Source organism: Nonomuraea solani, from assembly GCF_900108335.1.
In the GTDB taxonomy this organism is placed as follows: domain Bacteria; phylum Actinomycetota; class Actinomycetes; order Streptosporangiales; family Streptosporangiaceae; genus Nonomuraea; species Nonomuraea solani.
Map to the genome: position 1 here is coordinate 71,974 of NZ_FNVT01000016.1, position 19,825 is coordinate 91,798.

21 protein-coding genes and 1 pseudogene are annotated in these 19,825 nt (G+C 63.2%); 13 read left to right on the forward strand and 9 right to left on the reverse strand.

The window, feature by feature from the left end:
• Nucleotides 1-187 precede the first annotated feature (187 nt).
• Both C4V41_RS41465 and C4V41_RS41470 read left to right on the forward strand, forming a co-directional pair.
• Nucleotides 188-832, forward strand: coding sequence for a maltokinase N-terminal cap-like domain-containing protein (locus C4V41_RS41465; RefSeq protein WP_103961510.1), 645 nt, complete (start codon nt 188-190; stop codon nt 830-832).
• A gap of 8 nt (nt 833-840) precedes the next feature.
• Nucleotides 841-1,731 carry an LLM class flavin-dependent oxidoreductase gene (locus C4V41_RS41470; protein ID WP_103961511.1) on the forward strand — a complete coding sequence of 297 codons (891 nt, stop codon included), beginning with the start codon at nt 841-843 and terminating at the stop codon, nt 1,729-1,731.
• 193 nt (nt 1,732-1,924) lie between these two features.
• Here the strand turns inward: C4V41_RS41470 and C4V41_RS41475 are convergent, their stop codons facing one another.
• A complete protein-coding gene (locus C4V41_RS41475; protein ID WP_103961706.1) occupies nt 1,925-2,902 on the reverse strand; it encodes a zinc-binding dehydrogenase in 978 nt (325 codons plus the stop codon).
• 170 nt (nt 2,903-3,072) lie between these two features.
• Between C4V41_RS41475 and C4V41_RS41480 the strand changes: the two genes are divergently transcribed.
• A complete protein-coding gene (locus C4V41_RS41480; protein WP_200824579.1) occupies nt 3,073-3,765 on the forward strand; it encodes an AraC family transcriptional regulator in 693 nt (230 codons plus the stop codon).
• Between the two features lie 224 nt (nt 3,766-3,989).
• On the opposite strand, the gene C4V41_RS62300 is transcribed toward C4V41_RS41480, so the two are convergent.
• Complete coding sequence (locus tag C4V41_RS62300; protein WP_160150567.1) at nt 3,990-4,154, reverse strand: hypothetical protein; 165 nt, start codon at nt 4,152-4,154, stop codon at nt 3,990-3,992.
• Nucleotides 4,155-4,502: 348 nt separating this feature from the next.
• Between C4V41_RS62300 and C4V41_RS41490 the strand changes: the two genes are divergently transcribed.
• On the forward strand, nt 4,503-4,964 hold the full coding sequence (locus tag C4V41_RS41490) for a hypothetical protein (protein ID WP_103961514.1): 462 nt from the start codon (nt 4,503-4,505) through the stop codon (nt 4,962-4,964).
• A gap of 84 nt (nt 4,965-5,048) precedes the next feature.
• On the forward strand, nt 5,049-5,528 hold the full coding sequence (locus C4V41_RS41495) for an SMI1/KNR4 family protein (protein ID WP_103961515.1): 480 nt from the start codon (nt 5,049-5,051) through the stop codon (nt 5,526-5,528).
• A 334-nt stretch (nt 5,529-5,862) separates the two neighbouring features.
• Here C4V41_RS41495 and C4V41_RS65935 read toward each other — a convergent pair.
• Nucleotides 5,863-6,453: pseudogene (locus tag C4V41_RS65935) on the reverse strand (Imm8 family immunity protein).
• Between the two features lie 21 nt (nt 6,454-6,474).
• Between C4V41_RS65935 and C4V41_RS41505 the strand changes: the two are divergent.
• A complete protein-coding gene (locus tag C4V41_RS41505; RefSeq protein ID WP_103961516.1) occupies nt 6,475-6,822 on the forward strand; it encodes a transposase in 348 nt (115 codons plus the stop codon).
• A gap of 134 nt (nt 6,823-6,956) precedes the next feature.
• Here C4V41_RS41505 and C4V41_RS62305 read toward each other — a convergent pair whose 3' ends face one another.
• The gene (locus C4V41_RS62305) at nt 6,957-7,127 is read right to left on the reverse strand and encodes a hypothetical protein (protein WP_160150568.1); all 171 of its coding nucleotides are present in this window, start codon (nt 7,125-7,127) and stop codon (nt 6,957-6,959) included.
• 175 nt (nt 7,128-7,302) lie between these two features.
• Here C4V41_RS62305 and C4V41_RS41510 point away from each other — a divergent pair, with 175 nt between their 5' ends.
• Entirely contained in the window at nt 7,303-8,100 is a 798-nt protein-coding gene (locus C4V41_RS41510) for a DUF4352 domain-containing protein (RefSeq protein WP_103961517.1), read from the forward strand.
• Here the strand turns inward: C4V41_RS41510 and C4V41_RS41515 are convergent.
• A complete protein-coding gene (locus tag C4V41_RS41515; RefSeq protein ID WP_146103977.1) occupies nt 8,093-8,290 on the reverse strand; it encodes a hypothetical protein in 198 nt (65 codons plus the stop codon). The genes C4V41_RS41510 and C4V41_RS41515 overlap by 8 nt on opposite strands.
• A gap of 73 nt (nt 8,291-8,363) precedes the next feature.
• On the opposite strand from C4V41_RS41515, the gene C4V41_RS64645 reads away from it, so the two are divergent.
• Complete coding sequence (locus C4V41_RS64645; RefSeq protein WP_235030731.1) at nt 8,364-8,675, forward strand: tyrosine-type recombinase/integrase; 312 nt, start codon at nt 8,364-8,366, stop codon at nt 8,673-8,675.
• A 330-nt stretch (nt 8,676-9,005) separates the two neighbouring features.
• Here C4V41_RS64645 and C4V41_RS41525 read toward each other — a convergent pair whose 3' ends face one another.
• Together C4V41_RS41525 and C4V41_RS41530 are read right to left on the reverse strand one after the other, a co-directional pair.
• The gene (locus C4V41_RS41525; RefSeq protein ID WP_235030706.1) at nt 9,006-9,401 is read right to left on the reverse strand and encodes a hypothetical protein; all 396 of its coding nucleotides are present in this window, start codon (nt 9,399-9,401) and stop codon (nt 9,006-9,008) included.
• Nucleotides 9,402-9,606: 205 nt separating this feature from the next.
• On the reverse strand, nt 9,607-10,842 hold the full coding sequence (locus tag C4V41_RS41530) for a helix-turn-helix domain-containing protein (protein WP_103961708.1): 1,236 nt from the start codon (nt 10,840-10,842) through the stop codon (nt 9,607-9,609).
• A gap of 99 nt (nt 10,843-10,941) precedes the next feature.
• Here C4V41_RS41530 and C4V41_RS41535 point away from each other — a divergent pair, with 99 nt between their 5' ends.
• Together C4V41_RS41535 and C4V41_RS61085 are read left to right on the forward strand one after the other, a co-directional pair.
• Nucleotides 10,942-11,328: a hypothetical protein gene (locus C4V41_RS41535; RefSeq protein WP_146103978.1), complete on the forward strand. Its 387-nt coding sequence runs from the start codon at nt 10,942-10,944 to the stop codon at nt 11,326-11,328.
• The gene (locus tag C4V41_RS61085; protein WP_146103979.1) at nt 11,325-11,699 is read left to right on the forward strand and encodes a hypothetical protein; all 375 of its coding nucleotides are present in this window, start codon (nt 11,325-11,327) and stop codon (nt 11,697-11,699) included. The genes C4V41_RS41535 and C4V41_RS61085 overlap by 4 nt, the downstream gene beginning before the upstream one ends.
• A 666-nt stretch (nt 11,700-12,365) precedes the next feature.
• On the opposite strand, the gene C4V41_RS41540 is transcribed toward C4V41_RS61085, so the two are convergent.
• Together C4V41_RS41540 and C4V41_RS61090 are read right to left on the reverse strand one after the other, a co-directional pair.
• Nucleotides 12,366-13,145: a type I restriction enzyme HsdR N-terminal domain-containing protein gene (locus C4V41_RS41540; RefSeq protein WP_146103980.1), complete on the reverse strand. Its 780-nt coding sequence runs from the start codon at nt 13,143-13,145 to the stop codon at nt 12,366-12,368.
• Nucleotides 13,146-13,604: 459 nt separating this feature from the next.
• The gene (locus C4V41_RS61090; protein WP_146103981.1) at nt 13,605-14,432 is read right to left on the reverse strand and encodes a hypothetical protein; all 828 of its coding nucleotides are present in this window, start codon (nt 14,430-14,432) and stop codon (nt 13,605-13,607) included.
• 357 nt (nt 14,433-14,789) lie between these two features.
• On the opposite strand from C4V41_RS61090, the gene C4V41_RS41545 reads away from it, so the two are divergent.
• The 3 genes from C4V41_RS41545 to C4V41_RS41550 all read left to right on the forward strand — a co-directional run bounded on the left by C4V41_RS41545 (nt 14,790) and on the right by C4V41_RS41550 (nt 19,768).
• The gene (locus tag C4V41_RS41545; RefSeq protein ID WP_160150569.1) at nt 14,790-16,865 is read left to right on the forward strand and encodes a GNAT family N-acetyltransferase; all 2,076 of its coding nucleotides are present in this window, start codon (nt 14,790-14,792) and stop codon (nt 16,863-16,865) included.
• Complete coding sequence (locus tag C4V41_RS61095; protein WP_146103982.1) at nt 16,862-17,353, forward strand: hypothetical protein; 492 nt, start codon at nt 16,862-16,864, stop codon at nt 17,351-17,353. Before C4V41_RS41545 ends, C4V41_RS61095 begins: the two co-directional genes overlap by 4 nt.
• A 609-nt stretch (nt 17,354-17,962) precedes the next feature.
• Nucleotides 17,963-19,768, forward strand: coding sequence for an IS481 family transposase (locus tag C4V41_RS41550; RefSeq protein ID WP_407670146.1), 1,806 nt, complete (start codon nt 17,963-17,965; stop codon nt 19,766-19,768).
• Nucleotides 19,769-19,825: the final 57 nt, after the last annotated feature.

Below are 19,825 nucleotides of genomic sequence, written 5' to 3' on the forward strand. Positions count from 1 at the left end.
TCAGACGCGGTCCGCGCCCCGGGAGGAGACAAGCGTAGTGATCATGGACTTCATGGGCTTATCCCTCCTTTCGGTGTCGTGGCCCCTCAGCCGGGGTCCAGCCGAAGATCTATCCGATCATCGCTCCCCGCGCAAACCCCTTTTCGCGCTTCCAGCAAGGGGAGGACGCGAAGTCGTACCCTTCGGTATGGCCGTCATCCACCACACCGCCCTCAAGCCCACCAAACTGGAACTGCTCACGGCCTGGCTGCCCACCCGCCCGTGGTACCTCGGCAGTGCGGACGAACCGGCACTGGTCAAGGCCGGCGGCTTCCGGCTGGATGACCCGCAGGGTGAAGTCGGGATCGAGTTCATGGTGGTCACCTCCGGCACCCACCCGGCCACCTACCTGGTGCCGCTCACCTATCGCGGCGCCCCGCTCGACGGGGCAGAGCACGCGCTGGTCGGCACCATGGAGCACGGGGTGCTGGGGCGGCGCTGGGCCTACGACGGCTGCCACGACCCGGTGCTGGTCACCCAGTTGCTAGCCCTGATCGAGGGCCGCGTCCAGGCCCAGGACCAGAACACCAGCGACACCCCCGACCGCGAGATCACCCGCTCCTACCGCGGCGACGGCCTCACCCCCTTCACCACCGTCACCGACGACCAAGAGGGCACCGAGCTTTCCGCACCGCACGGTACGACCCTCCGCCTGCACCGAGTCCTGACCAACGGGCCCGACCTCGCACCGGAAGCGACCGGCCATGTCGCCGGCTCCTGGCGTCTGCCCGATGGCACCCGCGCTCGAGGGCTGTTCGTCGTCTTGACCTCGACCAAACATGAGGTTGCATAGTCGCGTTCATGAAGAGCTTCGAGATCGGCGTCATCCTGCCCGGCGTCACCGAGAGCCTGAGAGAAGCCGCCCGCCACGCGGAAGACGCGGGGCTCGACGGAGTCTGGCACGGTGATCACCTGGCCATCGGCCGGCCGACGCTGGACGCGCCGATCGCCCTGGCCACCGCCGCCGCGGCCACCTCGACGATCAGAATCGGCACCAGCGTGTTCATCCCGGCGATCCGGCCCGTGGCCTGGGCCGCCAAGCAGATCGCGACCCTCCAGTACGTGTCCGGCAACCGGCTGGTCCTGGGCGTCGGTTCGGGGGGCGGGCCTGAGCAGTGGGCGGCGGCCGGGGTGGCGTACGAGCGGCGCGGCAGCCGTACGGACACCGCGCTCGAACTGCTCCCCAAGCTGCTCGCGGGCGAGAAGACCCACCTGCGGGACGAGCCGGGACAGCCGACGGTCACGCTGACCCCTGCCGCCGACATGCCGCCCGTGTGGGTCGGCAACGCGTCGCAGGCGGCCATCCGGCGGGCGGCGCGGCTGGGCGACGGGTGGTTCCCTTCCCTGGTCTCGCCCCGGGAGGTCACCGAGGGGAAGGCGCAGTTGGCGGAGCTGGCCGCGAGCCACGGCCGGGCCGTTCCGGTCATCGCGATCGGCGCCGCCGCCGCCCTGGGAACCGGGCCGGGCGTTCCGTCCCGGGCGCAGATCGCGACCGGCATCAGCGGCGCCTACGGCCGTCCTCTTGAGGAGGTCATGGAGATCCCGCTCACCGGCCACCCCCAGGAGGCCGCCGAGAGGCTGGACGCCTACCGCGAGGCCGGGGCGAGCCACGCGGTCATCGGGATTTCGGGGGGCGACTGGCGGACGCAGGTCGACCTCCTGGCGGAGGTGAAGGGTCTGCTGCTCAAGTGAGCGGATGGACGAGAACGAGATCCACACCCGGCCGCGTATATGAGCGCAGCCGACAGCATGGTGACCGGCCATGCGGGCCTCGCGGCGCCGATCACCAGGCTGAGGATGATCGAACCGACGGTGACGACCAAGGAGGCGAGAGCCGCCCAACGGTGTTGATCGTAGTAGGAGCCTCGGACATTCCGCGGTGACGCTAGGGCACCACGACGACCTTCCCGCTGGCCTGGTCGTTCTCCATGTACCGATGGGCCGCGACGATGTCGTCCAGACCGAAGACCCGGTCGACATTGGGCCGATAGACACCGGCCTCGACCTGGTGAACGATCCGCTGCAGCACGGCCGCACCCGCGCTGCCCTTGATGTCGTCGCTGTGGAAGGCCGTGAGCCTGGTTCCGGACGGGATCATCGCGATCGGCTCGAAGTCCGGGATCGCCCATCCGCTGAGCGAGCCCGCCACGCACACCGTCCCGCCACGACGGACCAGGCGCAACGAGTCCACCGCCGTACGCGCCCCAACGAGATCCAGAACATGATCCGGGCCTTCGGGCCAGATCGCGCGCAGGCCCGCCGTCAACGGCTCCCCGGTGTCGACGATCACGTGGTCGACGCCGGCCCCGATCAACGCGCCGACCTTGTCCCGCCGCCGGGTCGTGGCCGCGATCTCGACACCATAGCCGGCCGCGATCGACGCGGCCGCCATCCCCACCGACGACGTCCCGCCACGGATCAGCAGCCTCCCCTGGCCGCCCGGCCCGACCCCCAACGCGTCCAGCGAGCCTTGTGCGGTCAGGTACGTCTCCGGCAACGCGGCCAAGACGTCCCAGGCCAACGTGGTGGTGACCGGCATCAGCAGCGAGTTCGGCAGCAACGCGTACTCCGCATAACCGCCGTCGAACTCCCGGCCCATCTCTCCCATGACCGCCGCGACGGTCGTCCCTTCCGGCAACTCGGGCGCGGTCGAGGCCGCCACGGTCCCCACACATTCGATGCCGAGCACCCGCGGGAACCTCACGTTCGGGGAATGCCCCTGACGGGTCCGCAGCTCCGACCGGTTCAGGCCCGCGCCCTTCACCCGCACCAGACTCCAGCCCTCCCGAACCTCCGGTACGGGCACCTCACGAATCTCCAGCACCTCAGGCCCACCAGCCCTGACACAGACCGCCGCTCGCATGGTCACTCACTTCTCCTCGGGTACGTGATGTCACCTCCACTGTCACGAAAGGACGCTGTGTCCGGCCACCGGTAAAATGCCAAGTTATGCCCGTTGGCCGCCAACCTCCGACCTCACATCTATGGCCGTCCGGAGGCGTACATCTCTGGCCCTCCGGTGGAACAAGCCCGGTGGACTCCCATTCACGCGGACATCTGGTGTACGCGGCCCATGGCGTCCTGTCCGTACACACCGAACGCGGCACCTCGATCGTGCCGGCCAACCGAGTCGCATGGACCCCCGCCGGCTTCACGCACTATCACCGCGCCCACAGCCAGACGGATATGCGAATCCTCTTCCTACCGGCGTCCCTGGCCCGGCTCGTACCCGGCCACCCTGCCGTGTTCACGGTCTCTAACCTCGCCCGCGAAATCCTGCTCACCCTCACGGGCCCACGCAACTACGACCGCGCCGCGGGCACCCAAGACCGGGCCGCGAGCGCCCGCCTCCGCCGAGTCCTCGTCGACGAACTTCACGAAGCCCGCGAACAACCACTACACCTACCGGAACCGCAGGACGACCGACTACAAGCCATTGCCCGGCTGATGTACGACCAGCCCGGAAACAACACCACCCTGGCCGAACTCGGGCAGGCGATCGGAGCCAGCGCCCGCACCCTCAGCCGCCTGTTCAGCAACGAACTCGGCATGACCTTCTACGAATGGCGCACCCAGCTACGCATCTATCACGCCCTCGTCCTACTCGCCGACGGCCACGACACGACCCACGTCGCCAACGCCTGCGGCTGGGCCAACCCCAGCAGCTTCATCTCCGCCTTCACCAACCTCATCGGCACCACACCGGGCCGCTACCGTTCCCGATAACCCTCGGAAAGGCCTCTATACATCTCGTGATGCCTCAGCTTGACCGGCCCGGTCACTCGGCGCGCTGCACTGATACGTTCTGGCACACAGATGGCGGCGCTACATCGCCCGTGTCTGGGAGCGACTCACGTCGCCATATTCGTCTTCAACGACGCGGTCTGTGACCTCTTTTAGGCGTCGCTCATGAGATCGCCGATCAACTGCCCGCCGCAGGACACCGAATGTCATTCCTCGTCGCCCTCAACCCGAGCCCGATCAACATGATGTGGTACGCCCATGATGTCGATCCAGCCTGCGTCGCCCAAGCGGCAGACCTCCTGCGCAAGGTCGAGACCGCAGCGGTTGGTACCACGCGCGCTCCAGACCTGCCACGCCAGCGCCGTCGTCATCGCTGACACCTCCTCCGACGCAATAGAGGGCTACCTGACGGCACACGGCCTGCGGCACCAGGCTCCTGACGCCGAACCCTCCAACCACGCCTTGGTCACTTCGGATCTGCTCTTGATGTACATGGCGTACGAGGTCTGCATCGGCTCCCTCGTCCTGGTCAACAAGCGAGGCCCCGCAAACACCTCACTGGGTTCACTGACGCGGTCGCCTCTTCCTCCATAGCCCACCTCGCCGCGGGATTCACAACCATCACCGCCGAGCGTTCCACCGCATAACGCCCGAGCACCGGAGACGTTACCGTCACAAACCAATAGCACTTCCAAGGTCATGTACGAAAACATGCCCTCATGGCAGTGGCTGAGTTCGCCGGCGTGACCAAGGACGAGCATCGTGGTGTGACCTCCCAGGGAGGTCTTTATGAGTTCTGGACCGAGAATTCCGCCCACATCTATCTGCACGACACCGACTTCAGACACTTGACCTACCAGCCAGGCAGACCGCCGATACTGGAGCTGCAGTTCGTCTACGATCCGGAGTGGGCTCCACCCGAACTGTCGGAGACGCCTGTTGTGGTCTTCCGGTTCGAGGATGTCCGCCTCGTCGAGTGGCGCGAGGACCAGGAAGGCCACGACTGCGTGACCACTCACCCCGATGCTCCACCTGGGCAAGTCGAACTCTTTGACTGGGACGGCGCCGACCTGTTCACCCTGTTCACCTTCACGCTGTGCCTGGCCTTCCATGCATCGCGGGTAGAGGTGGCCGTACGCGCGGAGCCTGCATCAGTCGCCCCGAGTTCCACGTATCCCTGAGCGCAGCTCACGTGCACCGCCTACACGCCTTCTCCTGCGCCTCAAGGGCCGTCGTCAACCCGGTTTATTGAACATGAAGACTTCATGCGTTCAGAGATCAGCTTGGCCGAGTTAGGTGAAGAGCTGGCCCGAATCGCTACTTCCCCCATAACCGCTCTTCCGTTCTCCGAGATAGAAGCCCTTGAGAAAATGATCGGCGCGCCTCTCCCAGAGGAGTTTCGGTCATTCCTTCTCGACATTGGCCTGGGTGCCCGTCCCGGCCCCGTGCTCGACCTGGCCTGGATCGTCAATGAGACGCGGCGAGAGCATCAGTACTTCCTGGAAGAGCCGGACATGACGGTCTCACCGCAACAGCCCTTTCCCATCACTCAAACCGATGTCCAAGGTCTACCGCGCCTCTCCGCAGAAGGCATCGAATCCATCTTGTGGTTCGACAAGCCGACGCCAGGAACCATGCTCCTTTGCAACCACGGCTGTACGTGGATCAGCATGCTCGCACTGAACGGCGAGCTCGCCGGCACGGTATGGATGACGGAGATGGGATGGGTCGAGGAGATGCACTGACCCTCCACTCCCTGGGGCGAAGGCGACCGCTGGGCACGCCCATACAGCGGCTGGACCCAGCCGGTTCCCTTCCTCGACGGGCACATCCGCTGGACGAGACGGAACGTCGCCAGACTCCAGAGCCACTCCGATTAGCCCGTTGGCAAAGGGTTCCAGCAAGATCTCAACATCGTCCCAACAAACCAAGAAGCCCTGGCCATCGTTTACAAGGCACCCAAACGATCTTGAAAGCCGTCCGAACATGTTGCTGGATGTCACACCATCCATTGCAGTTCACCAGAATTCATGATCGTGCGGCTCGGTAGCTCCCAAGACTGTGCTGGATCGCCAGGCCTCAGTCTGTGTAGTCCTCGAACTCCCACTCTCCGATCCGACCGATCTTCTCTGCCAGCTCGCCCCATGTGGGGGCCTCCAGTACGGCAATCCGATCGCTCAGCCACTCGGTCACCTTGTCGGGATGAAGTTCGGCAACGAAGAGCTAGTGCCGGCCAATGAGAAAGGGGTGATGTGCAAGTTGCTCTGTGAGGGCCGACGGGGTGCAGACGGTGAGTTGGAAGCGTTCCTCGCCCATCTCGCCCTGAGAACCGACATACATTTCCAGGAGTTCGCAGGCATGGGTCGGATCGTCGATCCTCCGCCCCGCCTCAAGATCGACCCAACGGAACTCTCGTACTCGTGCTCTCACCATCCCATGATCGCGTACATATGCACCGCTAGCGGAGATCTTGGCTCGTAGGCACGTTGACCTGCGACTGAAGCCGGTCGTGAATGATCGTGCTTGACCCCTCACCACCACCCAAAATGGCACAGCGATCAGCCCCGCGACCAGATGTTCTCCGCACAACGCCGACGCCAACAAATGCGGTGCGGTCGGCCTCCTGAGGCGCCCAGCAGATTCCGGATATTCGGCTACATAAGCTGACATAAGCCTGAAAGAGGTAGGTACGTGACGAGGCGTCGCAGGCAGTTCTCACCGGAGTTCAAGGATGAGGCCATCCGCATAGTGCTGGAGGGTGATCGGACGGTCGCGTCGGTGGGGCGCGAGTTCGATATCAACGCCAGCACCCTGGACAGTTGGGTGAATCGGCATCGGATCGCGACCGCACAGGACGAGCGGCCGCCGGTCTCCGGGCTGGACCGGGCACGAATCAGGGAGCTGGAACGGGAGAACGCCGAGCTGCGCGAGAAGTTGATCTTCTTGAAAATCGGCCGCCTTCTTCGCGGCAGAGCGTCTGCCGAAGGTCCTGCTGGGCGCGGAGCTTCGACTCCATGGCCTCTCGCGCGGCGCGTCTGAGCTCTTCTTCTAGCGTCATCGCTAAGCCTCGCTCTGGCGCTTGCGCATCTCTTCCAGCAGCGCCATCGCTGCCTGGCCGCCCTCGGCCGCCGCCTGAAGTGCGGCGCGGCCTTCTTCGGTGTGCCCCTTCCGGGTCAGGTCGTGGGCGCACGCTCGGTCTCGTACAACTTCCGCCACTGGGCGGATTCCTTCGTGGCCTTGTCCATCGAGGGCTTGCCGAACACGTAACCCTTCAGGAACAGGAAGAGGACCAGCCCACCGAAACCAGCGATGAGCAGGTAGCCGATGACGTTCGGGTCCTGCACACGAGCACCTCTTCCGGTTGAGCTGGTGGTTGTGGTGCCGCCCGTCCGCACCCTCAGCAACGGGCGGCACATCAAGAGGCGGAATTGTCCGGATGTGGACACCCGCCGTGGGGCAACCCGGAGGATGCTTGGAACGTCCCAATAGCGCACGCCCACACGTCTCTGGAGTCGCTCCATGGGGTATCCGTCCCAGCCACAAGGGCCGTACGGCCAGAACCAGCCACAGCAGCAGCCGTACGGCTACAGCGGCCCCCAGCCCGGGTACGGATACCAGCCGCCGGCCCCGCCGCCTCCACCACGGCGCAACATCGGCCTGATCATCCTGCTCGCGGTCGGGATCCCGCTACTCCTGATGGGTGGATGCGCCGCCATTGTGCTGGTGGCCGCCGACACCGGGCGTGAGGCGGTGGTCACCACAGCGGATCCGCCGAATGCAGTCCTGCCGTCCAAACTGCCGGAGTCGAGTGCCCCTGTAGACAAGGCGGTGGAGACGCAACCGGCAGAGCAGCCAGTAGAACAGCCGACGGAGCAGCAGCAGGCGGATCAGGGGCCGTCCACGGCGACGATCGGCGGATCCATCACCCTGGCCGGGAGAGATCCCGGTCTGCAGGTAGCAGTGACGGTCGTCAAGCTCATCAACCCAGCGACCCCCGCCGAAGACTTCCTCAAGCCGAAGTCAGGCAACAAGTTCGTGGCGTTGGAGGTGACGTTGCAGAACGCCGGCCAGGCCGTCTACAGCGACTCCCCGACCAACGGGGCGACGCTGATCGATGGTCAGGGCCAACAGTACCGGTCCACCGTTTACAGAGTGCGCGAGGGGCAGTCGTTCGGCGGTTCGGCGACGATCAACACGGGCGATATCCGCCGTGGTGTGATCGTGTTCGAGGTGCCGGAGGCTGCCAAGCTGACCAAGTTCCAGTTCGCGTTGGACAGCGGGTTCGCGGAGCAGAAGGGCGAGTGGACGCTCAATTGATGCCCAGGTGCTGATCAGGCGATGCTGACCCACTCCAGGGTGAGCTGGCAGGTGGCGGACTGGTGCTGCCCGAGTCCTGCAAGGCGCCGACCTCCTCGTACTGGCCAAGCGACAGGAACCTGGGCACGGTCAGAAGGTTGTACGACGGATAGCCGCCGTCGGCGGTGGCGCTACGCACGTCCGTGAACATGCTGGCCCCGCTGCGCGTAATGAACACCATGTGGATGCCGCCTGGGAAGTTGACCCAGTCCAGGAACGCCGTGATGTTGTACCAGCCTGCGGTCTGCGCGGTGTACCGACGGGCTGGGGAGACCCCTCTTCTCCGACACGCCCAGCTCCCCGATGCCCAAACCCGCAACAAGCAGAACCCGAGAGGTCAGCTCCCCCACGCCCGCCTTCACGACCTCCGACACATCCACGCCACCACGCTGCTCTTGGCAGGCGTACCCGTCCACGTCGTCGCAGCCCGCTTCGGCCACGCCGACCCGGCCATCACCCTCCGCGTCTACGCCCACGTCATCCACGAGCAAGCGGCGACGGCTGCCGACGTCTTCGCCAGGGCCATCAACAGTTGATCGGGAACCACCGTGTTAGCAAGATCTCGACATTGTCCTGACAAAGCAAGAAGCCCCTGACGGCATAACGCCTATTCAGGGGCTTCCTGTTGCAGAGCCGACGAGGGAATCGAACCCCTGACCTTCTGTTTACAAGGGGCAGAGCAGATGTCCCGTCAACGCGCGGCCGTCCTGCTCAAGTGGTGGTCGTGAAGAGTCGGCATGCAACCGAGTAAGACGGCGTTGCTGTACAGCAGAGGGGAAGCGTCCCCAGCAGCAAATCCGCCCTTGCTATCGCAGGGCCATCGAAACTCCAGGAACAGCAACCTGGGTAGTTGCCTCCGTCGTGAGTCAGCCGCTGGCCATCCGCAGGTCGCCGCCGAAGCTCTCTGCGACTACAGTCCCCGAGTCGAACACGAACTCCGCTCCCACACGCTCGGTACCGTCCACCCCGCCGCCGAACCGCTCGACAACGCGTATGAGCCGTTCGCCGATGTGCCGTACGAAAGGAACGTCATCCGGAGCGGAGATCACATCAACGCGGCTGCCAAGCTCTTCCATCACGTAGCTCTGCCCTGGTTCGCATGGCTCGATCCGAAACGACCAATCGGCGCCGACTTCGACGCCAACAGTCACTGACTCCAACCGCAGCCACACATCGATGACTTCAGGGGCGTTGGTTTCATGCACGAACTGGGCGACCATCACTTCGATCAGACGCTTGTGCGCCAGACCCGCAAGGTCCATGGCATCCGCTACTTTGCTCTACTCTCAGTCCCGGGCGACCTTGGCCACGGTACTCACACCCCGCATGATGCCCGACAACCGGTGGCAAGGACCGAAGCAGTCGGTCCGCGGCAGCCGATCGCCCCAGCCCGAGAGGCGGGTACCGAAGTCAGCGATCGTCACGGCCGTGCAATGCACATGTCCTTGCTCGACGGCGAGGCCGCGTTCAGGCGCTGAGCTGTGGTCGCTCCGCCTTCGACGACCGACCGTACAACTCCCGGTAAGCCTCGCGTAGTTCGACGGCTTCGGCCAAGCCGTGCTCCTCGACGCCCGCGATCACCTCCTTGACCCGCCAGTAGTTCGAGGGCACGAGCAACCCGCTCATGACCGCCTGGAGGGTGATGTGGCCGGCCTCTCCCGGCTCGTCTGTAGCCAGCAAAGCCAGGGCCAGATCGAGACGAGCGGAGGCGGCTCTACGGGGACGCGGCCCGCCGTCGTCAGTGGACTCCAGCCGTGCGAGTACCTGCCGTGCGTAGCCCACCGCCGCGGGATCGCCCAGCCACGAGAGCGTCGTCGCGGTGTATGCCTCGCTCTTGGCGGGGTCGTACCTGAAGTGGTGCTCCGGCCGATCCGGCATGGGCATGGGAGAGACCATCTGGTGAATCCGGTTGAGCGCGGCCCTGGTCTCGGTTCCCTTCCCCATCCGTGCCCACGCCCGGCCCTCCTGCCCGGTCGCCTGGATGTAGGCCGAGCTTCGGCGGGGGGCGACATCTTGCGCTCCCTGGGAGAGGATCATGGCGTGCTGGTATTCGCCCTCGGTGAGCGCTTGCCATGCCTCTGTTTCAAGGCACCACCCCTTGATCTCGGGGTACTCAGCGTGGTCGGCCAATTGGCCAGCGGTCCGCAGGCGAGCTGCGGCGGCGGGATACTGCCGCAAGTCGATGTGGCAGGTTGCGGCGAGCAGTGACAACCAGCCGCCGGCCACGAGCAGACGTCGATGCTCCGTGAGCGTCTTCCTGCCGTCGAGAAGCCGGACAACATACTCCAGGTGTCGTTTCACGCGCCCAAGTAGCTGTGCCGGGGGTGTGCGAGGGTAGGCCGACGCCAGGTCGTCCACGGCGAGTTCCAGCCGTTCCAGGGTTTCCCGGCCGACGTCGCTGGCCCCTGCTCGGCGGGCGAGCTCGATCGCATCGATCTCGTCGCCGAGGTACATCTCTTGGTCAACATCGCCGAAGAGGGCGTGTTCGCTCAACCCGTACAGGCGGCAATACAGCTCGGCGTACTCGTCGTCCGGCCGGTGCTTGCCACATTCATGGTCCCGGATTCTGCGGATCACGCTCTCGGGCTCGGGCAGAACCCTGTCGGCGACCCTGGACAACTGCACCGCGAGATCCCGCTGTGACCATCCTCGCCTGGTCCGCTCGGTACGTAGCCGACCAGCCCAGGCCGGAACCTTGCTCATCGCGCGCACCTCCGGGGGATGGGCGGACACGGGCGGATGGCCGGGTGCGCCTCCAGTGTCCTCTCCCGCAGTCGTACCACGGGCGACTGAGATGGAACCGTGCAATGGGACGCGAACAACCGCGACGCGATGACCGACGCTGAGCAGCGAGCGCTCATCCAGGCTGCCGACCCGAACGTCCGCCAGGTCATCTCCGATGCCGCGCTCATACTGGACCTGCGCGGCCGTCAGCTCTCGGTGCTCCGCAGCACCTATCCGGGCTGGGACATCGACTATGAGAGCGATGGGTCGGGACGGATGTGGTGGACGGCTGAGCTACGCCGGATGCCCACATTGGAGATGGCGACCGCAGGCGTGATGCGGAGCGTCCGGCAGGAGGATGCCATCGCGCTCTTGTCCACGCTGGCCTGGCAATCAGCTCTCTTGCACACCACCCGCCCCGGCATCAGGGCATCGCACATCCCACCCACCGACGACACCGCATGACCACCGGACCCGATCGCTGCAACGACTGTGGCCAGGACGTGTTCGGGGCCTACCTGTTCGATCACGGATGCCTCAAAATCGACCTCGACCCTGAACCGGTCGTCGGAGGCGATTACACATACTGGAACCCCACTTACGGGAACAGCCAGCACTGGCGTGCCACTTACCGCCCTGTCAGGGTATCTCCGCCGCTGAACATGCCCGAGCAGGATGCCAAGAAGTGGGACGGAAAGAAGGCCGCAAACGAACGCTCATGGTTCGTACAGCACGTGTGCGGTCTGACGCCCGCACAGATCCAGATCCCGAGCCTCGAGACCCGCAAGGCGCTCAACCGCCTGAACGCTAGCCTCAATAGTGCACACATTCCCTAACTGACCATGAGAATCAGAAGGCCCTTCATACGGACACGTCGAACTATGCGTCTGCCACTGCCGCACCGTGACGATGATCAGTGTTCAAGCTCGACACGACCCCATTGAGCTCCCCGAGCCAGGAACGAACGCACTCACCGCCTATCCCTCTCATATGACCTTGAGAGAGATCACGGCATCATTGGGCGAGGCAGGCAGCCATTGGCATACAGACCCGAATGACTCGCCCGACAGGCTTGAGCTTCGCACCGAACCAGCGGGGTCGGCTTCCGGCCACGCGCCCGAACCCCTCCTAGAACAGGCCGGCCTCTGGATCAACGATCACGAGTGCGCTTCCCTGCCACATGGACTCCCCGATGATGGCTTCGGCATGTGACGAGCGGAACGGTTGCTGTACGGCGCTGCTGTATGGAGATCAAAAAGGCCCCTTCCAAGTCGCGGAAGGGGCCTTCTAGCTGCGAGCCGACGAGGGGAATCGAACCCCTGACCTTCTGTTTACAAGAGACTTCGAGACCGTCCACGCGTGTCCACCGCCGTCACGGACACCTGCTCAGAGCTCTTCCTGGAGCGTTCCCACTCCGGAAGCATCCAGGGTTGTCCAGAACGGTTGTTAGCATCCGCGTTAGCAAGATTGCTGGCCTCGGCGCTCTACCGTCAGAGCACGCCTCAAAGCAAGGTTTCCGGCCGAAGTACCTCGCTGCGCAGGATGCGATGGATCTCGCTGACGTCGGCATTATGGTTCGTCTGACGTCGCAGTTCCTTGCGTATGGTGTCGGTCACTACGTCGGACAGAAGTACCTGGGCCAGGGACCTCGGCGACGTTGCGGCGCGAGCCCTCCACAGGTCATCGATCAAGCGGCGCTTGAATGCCTCCTTGGTCAAGTAGAAGAGCGCGTCCGTCTTGACGCTCAAGCTGGCGTCACTGAGCAAGTCCACTTCAAGGGCCAGGTCGATGACCACGGGGAGGCCAGGGGTCATGTGATACGCCTGCCACACTTGGCCGTTGGACAGGATCATCCACTCAACGCCCTCGTTCACGGCGTACATCTGCACCTGCCGCAGATGTTTGGCGTTGAGCTTCTGGCTACAGCGCTTCACCTCGATGAAGGCGATCAGCTGCTTGTCAATGCGGATGCCGTAGTCAGCGAACTCACCCTTGACCTGGTACTCCGTAGTGAGGTCGTCATATTTGTCGTAGCCGAGGCCTGCGCATAGGAAGTCGGTGATGAGCAGACGCGTGTCCCCTTCATTAGCATCACGCGCTATGAGATCGGTTAGCGGCTTGGAATAGCGTCGTATCGCTGCTCGAACGCGGTCCCGTGCATCTGCCTCCCACTTCGGAACTGCCCGGGCTCCCACTGGCTTCTTCGTTGGGGAGCTTGCGGCTTCCCTGGAGACCTCAGTCTGCTCGTTACCGACGATCGCCTGTGCAGTCTGCTCGCTCATCGCATCCACCTGCGCATCTAGTAGGGACAAGGCAGGTTAGGCTCATTTGAAAGATCAACACATTATGTCATTGGGATCGATACGAAAACGACTCCACGATGCCACTCTGAGTGCACAGGTCGAAATCACACATATGGCACAAAAATCCCTCGGTGGCCACTCCACTGACCAACAGGACAAGGATTCCAAACGATCGGCAGTCGAACCAAAATAGGGGAATGTGACCGTCCGTTTTTCAGGCGGAGCAATCACCCTGCTCGGCTGATGGAGACTGTGGTCAGACGCGTGTGGACGGTGGCGCGGATACGTCGGTGTGTGGGGACGTTGCTGTCAGCGCTGCTGTCACCTCAGCCGCGGTCACTCGCCGGGCCCGGCGTAGGAGGGCCTCGTCGTCGATCACCCCAGCCCCTGTGGGCGAGAACCGAAGTCAGCGATCGTCACAGCGGCAACGCGCACGCTTCACATAGCCGGATCGGGATGTGGTCGATACGGAGTGGTGGCGGTCCAGCCTCCACCCGATGAAACGTGCAGACTAGCCACCCCAGGATAATCAGTGATGAGCCACAAGTCAGTTATTTCAGGAGGAAGGGCCGGCGACGTATGCGGAAGCCCGAGATCGCGGACCGCCATGAGCGCGTGAAATAGAGAGAACCCGGATGCAGGATAAAATGGAATTGCGACAGCAAGATGACGTTGCGGCAGTCCGCTGATATGAAGTTTCCGCCTCTCCCCAGCACATCTACTGGAGTTAGCGAAACGCTCACTCCAATTAGTGATTACATCGGTGGATGTAATCTTGGACCATCCAGCAACTTGCAGACGAGCGCAGCCTTGAGGAACTGAGGAATCTACCCGAATGCCCACAACCCCCAGAGCGCTAAGCCCCGCGGGCAGGATCAGCGGGGTTGGCGAATCTGGATAGATTGTTGCCGCCTCCATCCTCATGCTTTCAAATTTCGCCAGGAATGGCGAGAGCTCGCTGGCTGCCCACTTATCGGGTTTCGGGGGATAGGAGCCGATATCTACAGTCCACCCCTTACCGCATCCTGTCAGCGGCAGTAAGGGCTCGCCAAGACTGCTCCACTGAGCCTCCGCATAGTCACGATCGGAGGTCACTTCTAGAGCAGCTACCATACCATTCTTCAACTCAATCTCGAAATCATGAATGGCGTGACCTTCGTTGAGGTCAGTTAGATTTATCGCTATTAGCTCTAGGTGTTCTTCTATTACAGCTTTGGCTAGGAGCTCCGCAGGTTTAAGCTTCACTGATCCTCCAAAGATCGTCATCGTGATTAAGATTGCGCTATCAGAGTAGTGGTACCAGCGCAGCTACACACTAGCTGGCATACCACCTCATACCCGACCCGACGCCGCAGCGGAGCCCCGCATTCGACAATAAGGGTTGATGTCGCCATTTCTCATCAGCCTCCGCCTCTCGCAGGAACCAACCACGCCCCGCAAGTTGCGCAAAGGACTCGCGCCCAGCACCCTACCTGTAGTGGAGCTAGACTATCGAACACAGCTTCTAAGGCGTGCCCGGAAGGGTCATTTCGGGTGTCCTGAATAACATGTTGATCAAATCGATACAGCACGGGTCACCCACGGCAGGTGACAAGGAGGAGACCCCGTTGAACAATTTGGATCGTGACAGAGCGCGAGCAGCCTTACGGTATCTCAAGTCCGGAAATAGTTCGTGTTACAGGACGCGATCAGGATATTATCGAACAAATTATTACACTAGCGGACAAGGCACGAAAAACTCTAGGATTTCTTCCGCCAGCCGCCTTCCGCCAGGCTGCCGATCGGAAGACCCTTCTCGCCGTGCGATCAGAGGGCACCGTAGTGGGTTATGCGCTCTACGCGCTTCCCCATCAGATAGTCCGACTAACTCATCTATGCATCTCTCCCGATTATAGGAGTCGCGGACTAGCGCGCCAGTTGGTAGACGCGATTACCAGGGACCACGGGGATAGATTTGGCATTGCTCTCAAGTGCCGGACCGATTATGTCGAGAATGCGCTCTGGCCACGGCTCGGATTCATTGAGCGCGGCAGAACGCCAGGGCGAAGCAAGAAGCGGCTACCGCTATCTATCTGGTGGAGAGATCACGGTCACCCAGATCTGTTTTCTTCTGCCGAGTCGCTGGACATCCTCAAGGTCGCTCTAGACGTAAACGTATTCGTCGACATTGAGAATGGGGATGATCGAGCGGCTGCGAAGGAGTCACATGCTCTCATCGAAGACTGGCTTGTGGGCCAAGTAGAGCTCACGATCACTCCAGAACTTTCACGAGAGATCAGTCGCCTGCCACAGTGCGATAGTAAGAGCACACAAGTTGCCGCCCTCACGAAGTACCGGACCCTAACAGCTGACCACAGCACAAGCGACGCGATGTATCAGCGTTTGCTGGATCATGCAAAGTCCGCGCATGGGCTCGATCTGTCAATAGAAGAATCCGATAGGTCAGACGTTCGCCATATTGCGGAGGCGTATGCCGCTGGTGTAACCGTCTTCGTCACACGGGATGAGCGTTTGTCCATATGGGCTCGCTCAGCTCTAGACATCTGCGGTGTACGTGTAATGCGCCCAGCCGATGTCATCCTCTACGTCGATGAACTGGCAAGGGCACAGGCATACATGCCTTCACAGCTTCTCGACACCGAATATCGCCTGGAGCCCGTACGATCTATGGAAGAAGGTAATCTACTTTCCTTTCTCAACTCATCTGACGGTGAACGAAAGACTGATTTCCTTGCCAAAGTCAGACAACTGTCCGCGGAGGGGCAGAAGTGGGAACGCCTGATACTACGCGACCCCCACGGCAATGCTTCAGCACTACTAATATACGGTCTAGAAGCGACGCAGCTTACTGTGCCCTTGATTCGAGTAGGGAACTCTCGAATCGAAGAGACGATCGTTCGTCAGCTTATCTACCTTGCTCGCACTCAAGCCCGACAACATAAAAGAGAGATAATACGCATCACTGACCGGCAGCTTTCCAAGGCGCTCCAACGCATACTTCGCAGCGAAGGCTTCGTGTGCCATAACGATGCCTGGATAGCATTCGTAATAGACCTTTGCGCCAACGCAGCGGCGGTTGATGAACAAACAGCTCTAGCGGCACGACACGTAGATATACGCCTAACAAAACTTACTACAAATCTTTCTCCCATAATTGCGGCCGATTTAGAACGATCGCTTTGGCCTGCAAAGCTAGTTGACTCGGCGCTCCCTTCATACATAGTTCCCATCCGGCCATATTGGTCTGCGGAGCTCTTCGGCGTGCCACAGACACTTATCCCCCGCTCGAACTCGCTTGGCATTAGTCGCGAGCACGTGTACTACAGAAGCCCCATCCCTAGAGGGGAGCGCGCACCAGCACGCTTGCTTTGGTATGTGAGCAGCAATTCGGCTGGCGGCTTGTCGGCGATAATAGGTTGCTCTCGCCTGGAGGAGGTAACTGTCGATAGCCCACAAGCACTCCATGGCCGCTTCCAACATCTCGGGGTATGGAGCAGACAACAGGTCATAAATGCCTCAAAAGGTGGCAAAGCACTCGCCTTGCGCTTCTCTGACACGGAACTCTTCCAGCATCACGTTCCGTTGAGGCGCATGCGACAGATTGCTACTACTTTCGGCCAGACCCTTCAGCTACAGTCGGTGTCGAAGATCTCTTCCGATCTGTTCGCCGCAATATACAAGGAGGGTCAAGGCCCGTGACCATCGAGGAACGAGCCCTCTTGCTGTCGATACGCCCCAAGTACGCTGAAGCAATCATGGCCGGCGATAAGTCGGCGGAACTTAGGCGTCAGCGACCGGGAGTGAGTCCCGGGTCAGCCATGATGATCTACACTACGGCTCCCGTCGCAGCGTTGACAGGCATAGCAAAGATTATGAGCATCTCGGAAGGCTCACCGGACGAAATTTGGGAGCGCCATGGTGATGAGCTCGGCCTATCGAGGACGGAGTTCGACTCTTATCTTGCGGGAGCTGCGACCGCTATTGCTCTCACGCTGAGCGAACCAAGGCGGCTATCGGAGCCGCTCTCCCTCCAAGAACTGCGAGAAAAACTCGCTTTCCATCCACCACAGAGCTTCCGCTACATGACGAAAACCATGATCGACCAACTTGCGCGGGCAGATCATCCAGACCATGAGCTGCTAGAGGACCTACTGTCCGCTAACCTGCAGCAGCCCCTGCCTACCTGATCACCTCGTACGCCGTCGACTCACCGCGTAGCGGCAGCGGGCCGGGGACGGAGTGCCAAGCTCGGCTTCGCGTGTACGTTCGCCGGTCGCCGTTCCTCGCTCATTCGTTGCCCTGCGGTCAGAGCCGGGCTTGATACGGAGGAGCCGGTCTGCTGGGCTTGCCTGAGTCGATGGTGTACGAGGTGATCAGCCCCCAACCACCCATCTACGTTCAGGGCCGTGTGGCGACCACCTCGGTGCCGGAGTGCTCCCGCCGGAGGCATGCTTTGACCTCACAGGCACAGTCCGAGAGTCATCCCTCGTGGTGCTGGTGAACGTCCTAGACGCGGCTCTGCCTGCGTTCGATGGTGCGGCAGGGTGGCCGGGCGGGACCGGCCCGGAGAGGCCGCATGCCCGCCCGGACCGCCCGGCCGCCCGCCGCCCATCGGGCGGCGGCTTGATGACGTGCAGATAAGTTGCTTTCTGGGCTGCCCGTAGCTGTGTGTGTTGTCCCGGGACATGCTTGACGGATGAGTCCCAGGACGTGGGCGACAGGTGCTGTTTTCGGTCAGGCTGGCGTGCGTCGTTGCGGCGTCGTGCGTCGGGAGGCCGGGATTGGCCCTGGTGGATATGTCCGTGGTGGAGCAGCGGTATCGGGCTGTGCTGGCGGTGCTGGCCGGCGGTTCGGTGACCGAGGTCGCGCGCGAGGTGGGGGTGGCGCGGCAGACGTTGTCGGGTTGGGTGTCGCGTTATCGGGAGTCCGGGCTGGGTGGCCTGGTGGATCGGTCGCGGCGGCCGCATTCGTCTCCGTCGCAGATGGCCGCGGAGGTGGAGGTGCTGGTGTGTGAGCTGCGGCGCCGGCATCCGCGGTGGGGCCCGGTCCGGTTGGCGCATGAGGCCGGGCGTCGAGGTGCGGATCCGCCGCCGTCGCGGATGGGGGTGTATCGGGCGCTGGTGCGTCACGGCCTGATCGAGCCGGGCGCGGGGCGCCGCAAGCGGGTCTATCGCCGCTGGCAGCGGGATGCGCCGATGGAGTTATGGCAGCCGGGCATCGTCGGCGGGGTGTTGTTGGCCGACGGTCGCGAGGTCAAGGTGGTGACCGGCGTCGACGACCATTCACGCTTCTGCGTGATCGCCAAGGCGGTGGTGCGGGCCACTGGCCGAGCGGTCTGCCTGGCTTTCACCGAGGCGTTGCAGGCGTTCGGCGCGCCGGGTGAGGTGCTGACCGACAACGGCAAGCAGTTCACCGCCCGGTTCGGTCATGGCGGGGAGGTGCTGTTCGACCGGATATGCCGGGACAACGCGATCGTGCACCGGCTGACCCAGCCGCGTTCGCCCACGACGACCGGGAAGGTGGAGCGTTTCCACCAGACGATGCGCCGCGAGTTGCTGGACGATGCCGGCCCGTTCGAGGACCTGGCCGCGTTCCAGGCCGAGCTGGACGCCTGGGTAGAGCAGTACAACACCGCCCGGCCGCACCAGAGCCTGGACATGGCCGTCCCGGCCGACCGGTTCACACCGGTGAGCGTGGTGAAGCGGGAGCTGCTGCCGCTGCGCCTGCCGACGATCCTGGCTGCGCAGCCGGACCCGGTGCCTGCCGTGGATGACGTGCCGGACGAGGCGGCGGCACCTGAACACCGAAAGAGCAGCAACGAGGGCAAGCCGGTGGCCAGGCAGCCGACGAGGCCGGCGCCGTGGTCGGGTGGGGCGATCGAGTTCGACCGGGTGGTGCCGGCCAGCGGCAACCTGGGCGTGGCGGGTAAGCAGTTCTGGCTGGGTCCGGCCCGCGCCGGTCAGGTGATCACCTTCTGGGCGGACGTGAACGTGATCCACCTGCTGGTCGGCGGAGTGCGGCTCAAGAGCCTGCGATCGCACCTGTCGACCAACGATCTGGCCCGCCTGTTCGCCGGAGGCGGTCGTGTGGCAGGGCCGTCGCCGCTGCCGCAGGCCGAGAACGACGCGGTGGTGGAGGTGGAGCGGACGGTGAACAAGTACGGGTCGGTCAGCCTGGCCGGCCGCTACCTGCTGGCCGCGGAGATCCTGGGTGGGCGCCGGGTCACCATCCGGATCGAGGAGAAGACCCTGATGTTCCTCGACCCCGACACCCGGCAGTTGCTGCGCACCCGCCCGAACCCGCTGATCTGGGCCAAGTGCCTGCAGTTGCGTGGTGCTCGCCCGGCCGGGCCGCCACCGGTTCCGGAGCGGTCGCCGATCACGGTGCAGCGGCGCGCGAACGCCTTCGGCGTCATCATGGTGGCCCGGCAGACCGTCTCGCTCGGTCGCCTGCACGTCGGCCAGGTCGTCACGGTGCATGTCAGCGACACCACGCCGACCATCGACCTGGACGAAGGGCCGCGCACGGTGCGCCGCACCACCGACCTTCCGGTCCGCAACGTCAAAGCGCACCGGCCGTACAAGGTCGACCATGTTTCCTAGATCACCTGTCGCCTATGTCCTGGGACCGAAACGTCAGGCATCTCATGGGACTAGACA

Bases quoted from the DNA above. Each gene is read 5' to 3' on its own strand.
- C4V41_RS61090 (WP_146103981.1), bottom strand. From the start codon at position 14,432: ATGACGATCTTTGGAGGATCAGTGAAGCTTAAACCTGCGGAGCTCCTA.
- C4V41_RS41515 (WP_146103977.1), bottom strand. From the start codon at position 8,290: ATGTTCACGGACGTGCGTAGCGCCACCGCCGACGGCGGCTATCCGTCG.
- C4V41_RS62300 (WP_160150567.1), bottom strand. From the start codon at position 4,154: ATGACGACGGCGCTGGCGTGGCAGGTCTGGAGCGCGCGTGGTACCAAC.
- C4V41_RS41495 (WP_103961515.1), top strand. From the start codon at position 5,049: ATGCGTTCAGAGATCAGCTTGGCCGAGTTAGGTGAAGAGCTGGCCCGA.
- C4V41_RS41475 (WP_103961706.1), bottom strand. From the start codon at position 2,902: ATGCGAGCGGCGGTCTGTGTCAGGGCTGGTGGGCCTGAGGTGCTGGAG.
- C4V41_RS61085 (WP_146103979.1), top strand. From the start codon at position 11,325: ATGACCACCGGACCCGATCGCTGCAACGACTGTGGCCAGGACGTGTTC.
- C4V41_RS41490 (WP_103961514.1), top strand. From the start codon at position 4,503: ATGGCAGTGGCTGAGTTCGCCGGCGTGACCAAGGACGAGCATCGTGGT.
- C4V41_RS41510 (WP_103961517.1), top strand. From the start codon at position 7,303: ATGGGGTATCCGTCCCAGCCACAAGGGCCGTACGGCCAGAACCAGCCA.
- C4V41_RS64645 (WP_235030731.1), top strand. From the start codon at position 8,364: ATGTTGTACCAGCCTGCGGTCTGCGCGGTGTACCGACGGGCTGGGGAG.
- C4V41_RS41465 (WP_103961510.1), top strand. From the start codon at position 188: ATGGCCGTCATCCACCACACCGCCCTCAAGCCCACCAAACTGGAACTG.
- C4V41_RS41525 (WP_235030706.1), bottom strand. From the start codon at position 9,401: ATGGACCTTGCGGGTCTGGCGCACAAGCGTCTGATCGAAGTGATGGTC.
- C4V41_RS41530 (WP_103961708.1), bottom strand. From the start codon at position 10,842: ATGAGCAAGGTTCCGGCCTGGGCTGGTCGGCTACGTACCGAGCGGACC.
- C4V41_RS41550 (WP_407670146.1), top strand. From the start codon at position 17,963: ATGTCCGTGGTGGAGCAGCGGTATCGGGCTGTGCTGGCGGTGCTGGCC.
- C4V41_RS41540 (WP_146103980.1), bottom strand. From the start codon at position 13,145: ATGAGCGAGCAGACTGCACAGGCGATCGTCGGTAACGAGCAGACTGAG.
- C4V41_RS41470 (WP_103961511.1), top strand. From the start codon at position 841: ATGAAGAGCTTCGAGATCGGCGTCATCCTGCCCGGCGTCACCGAGAGC.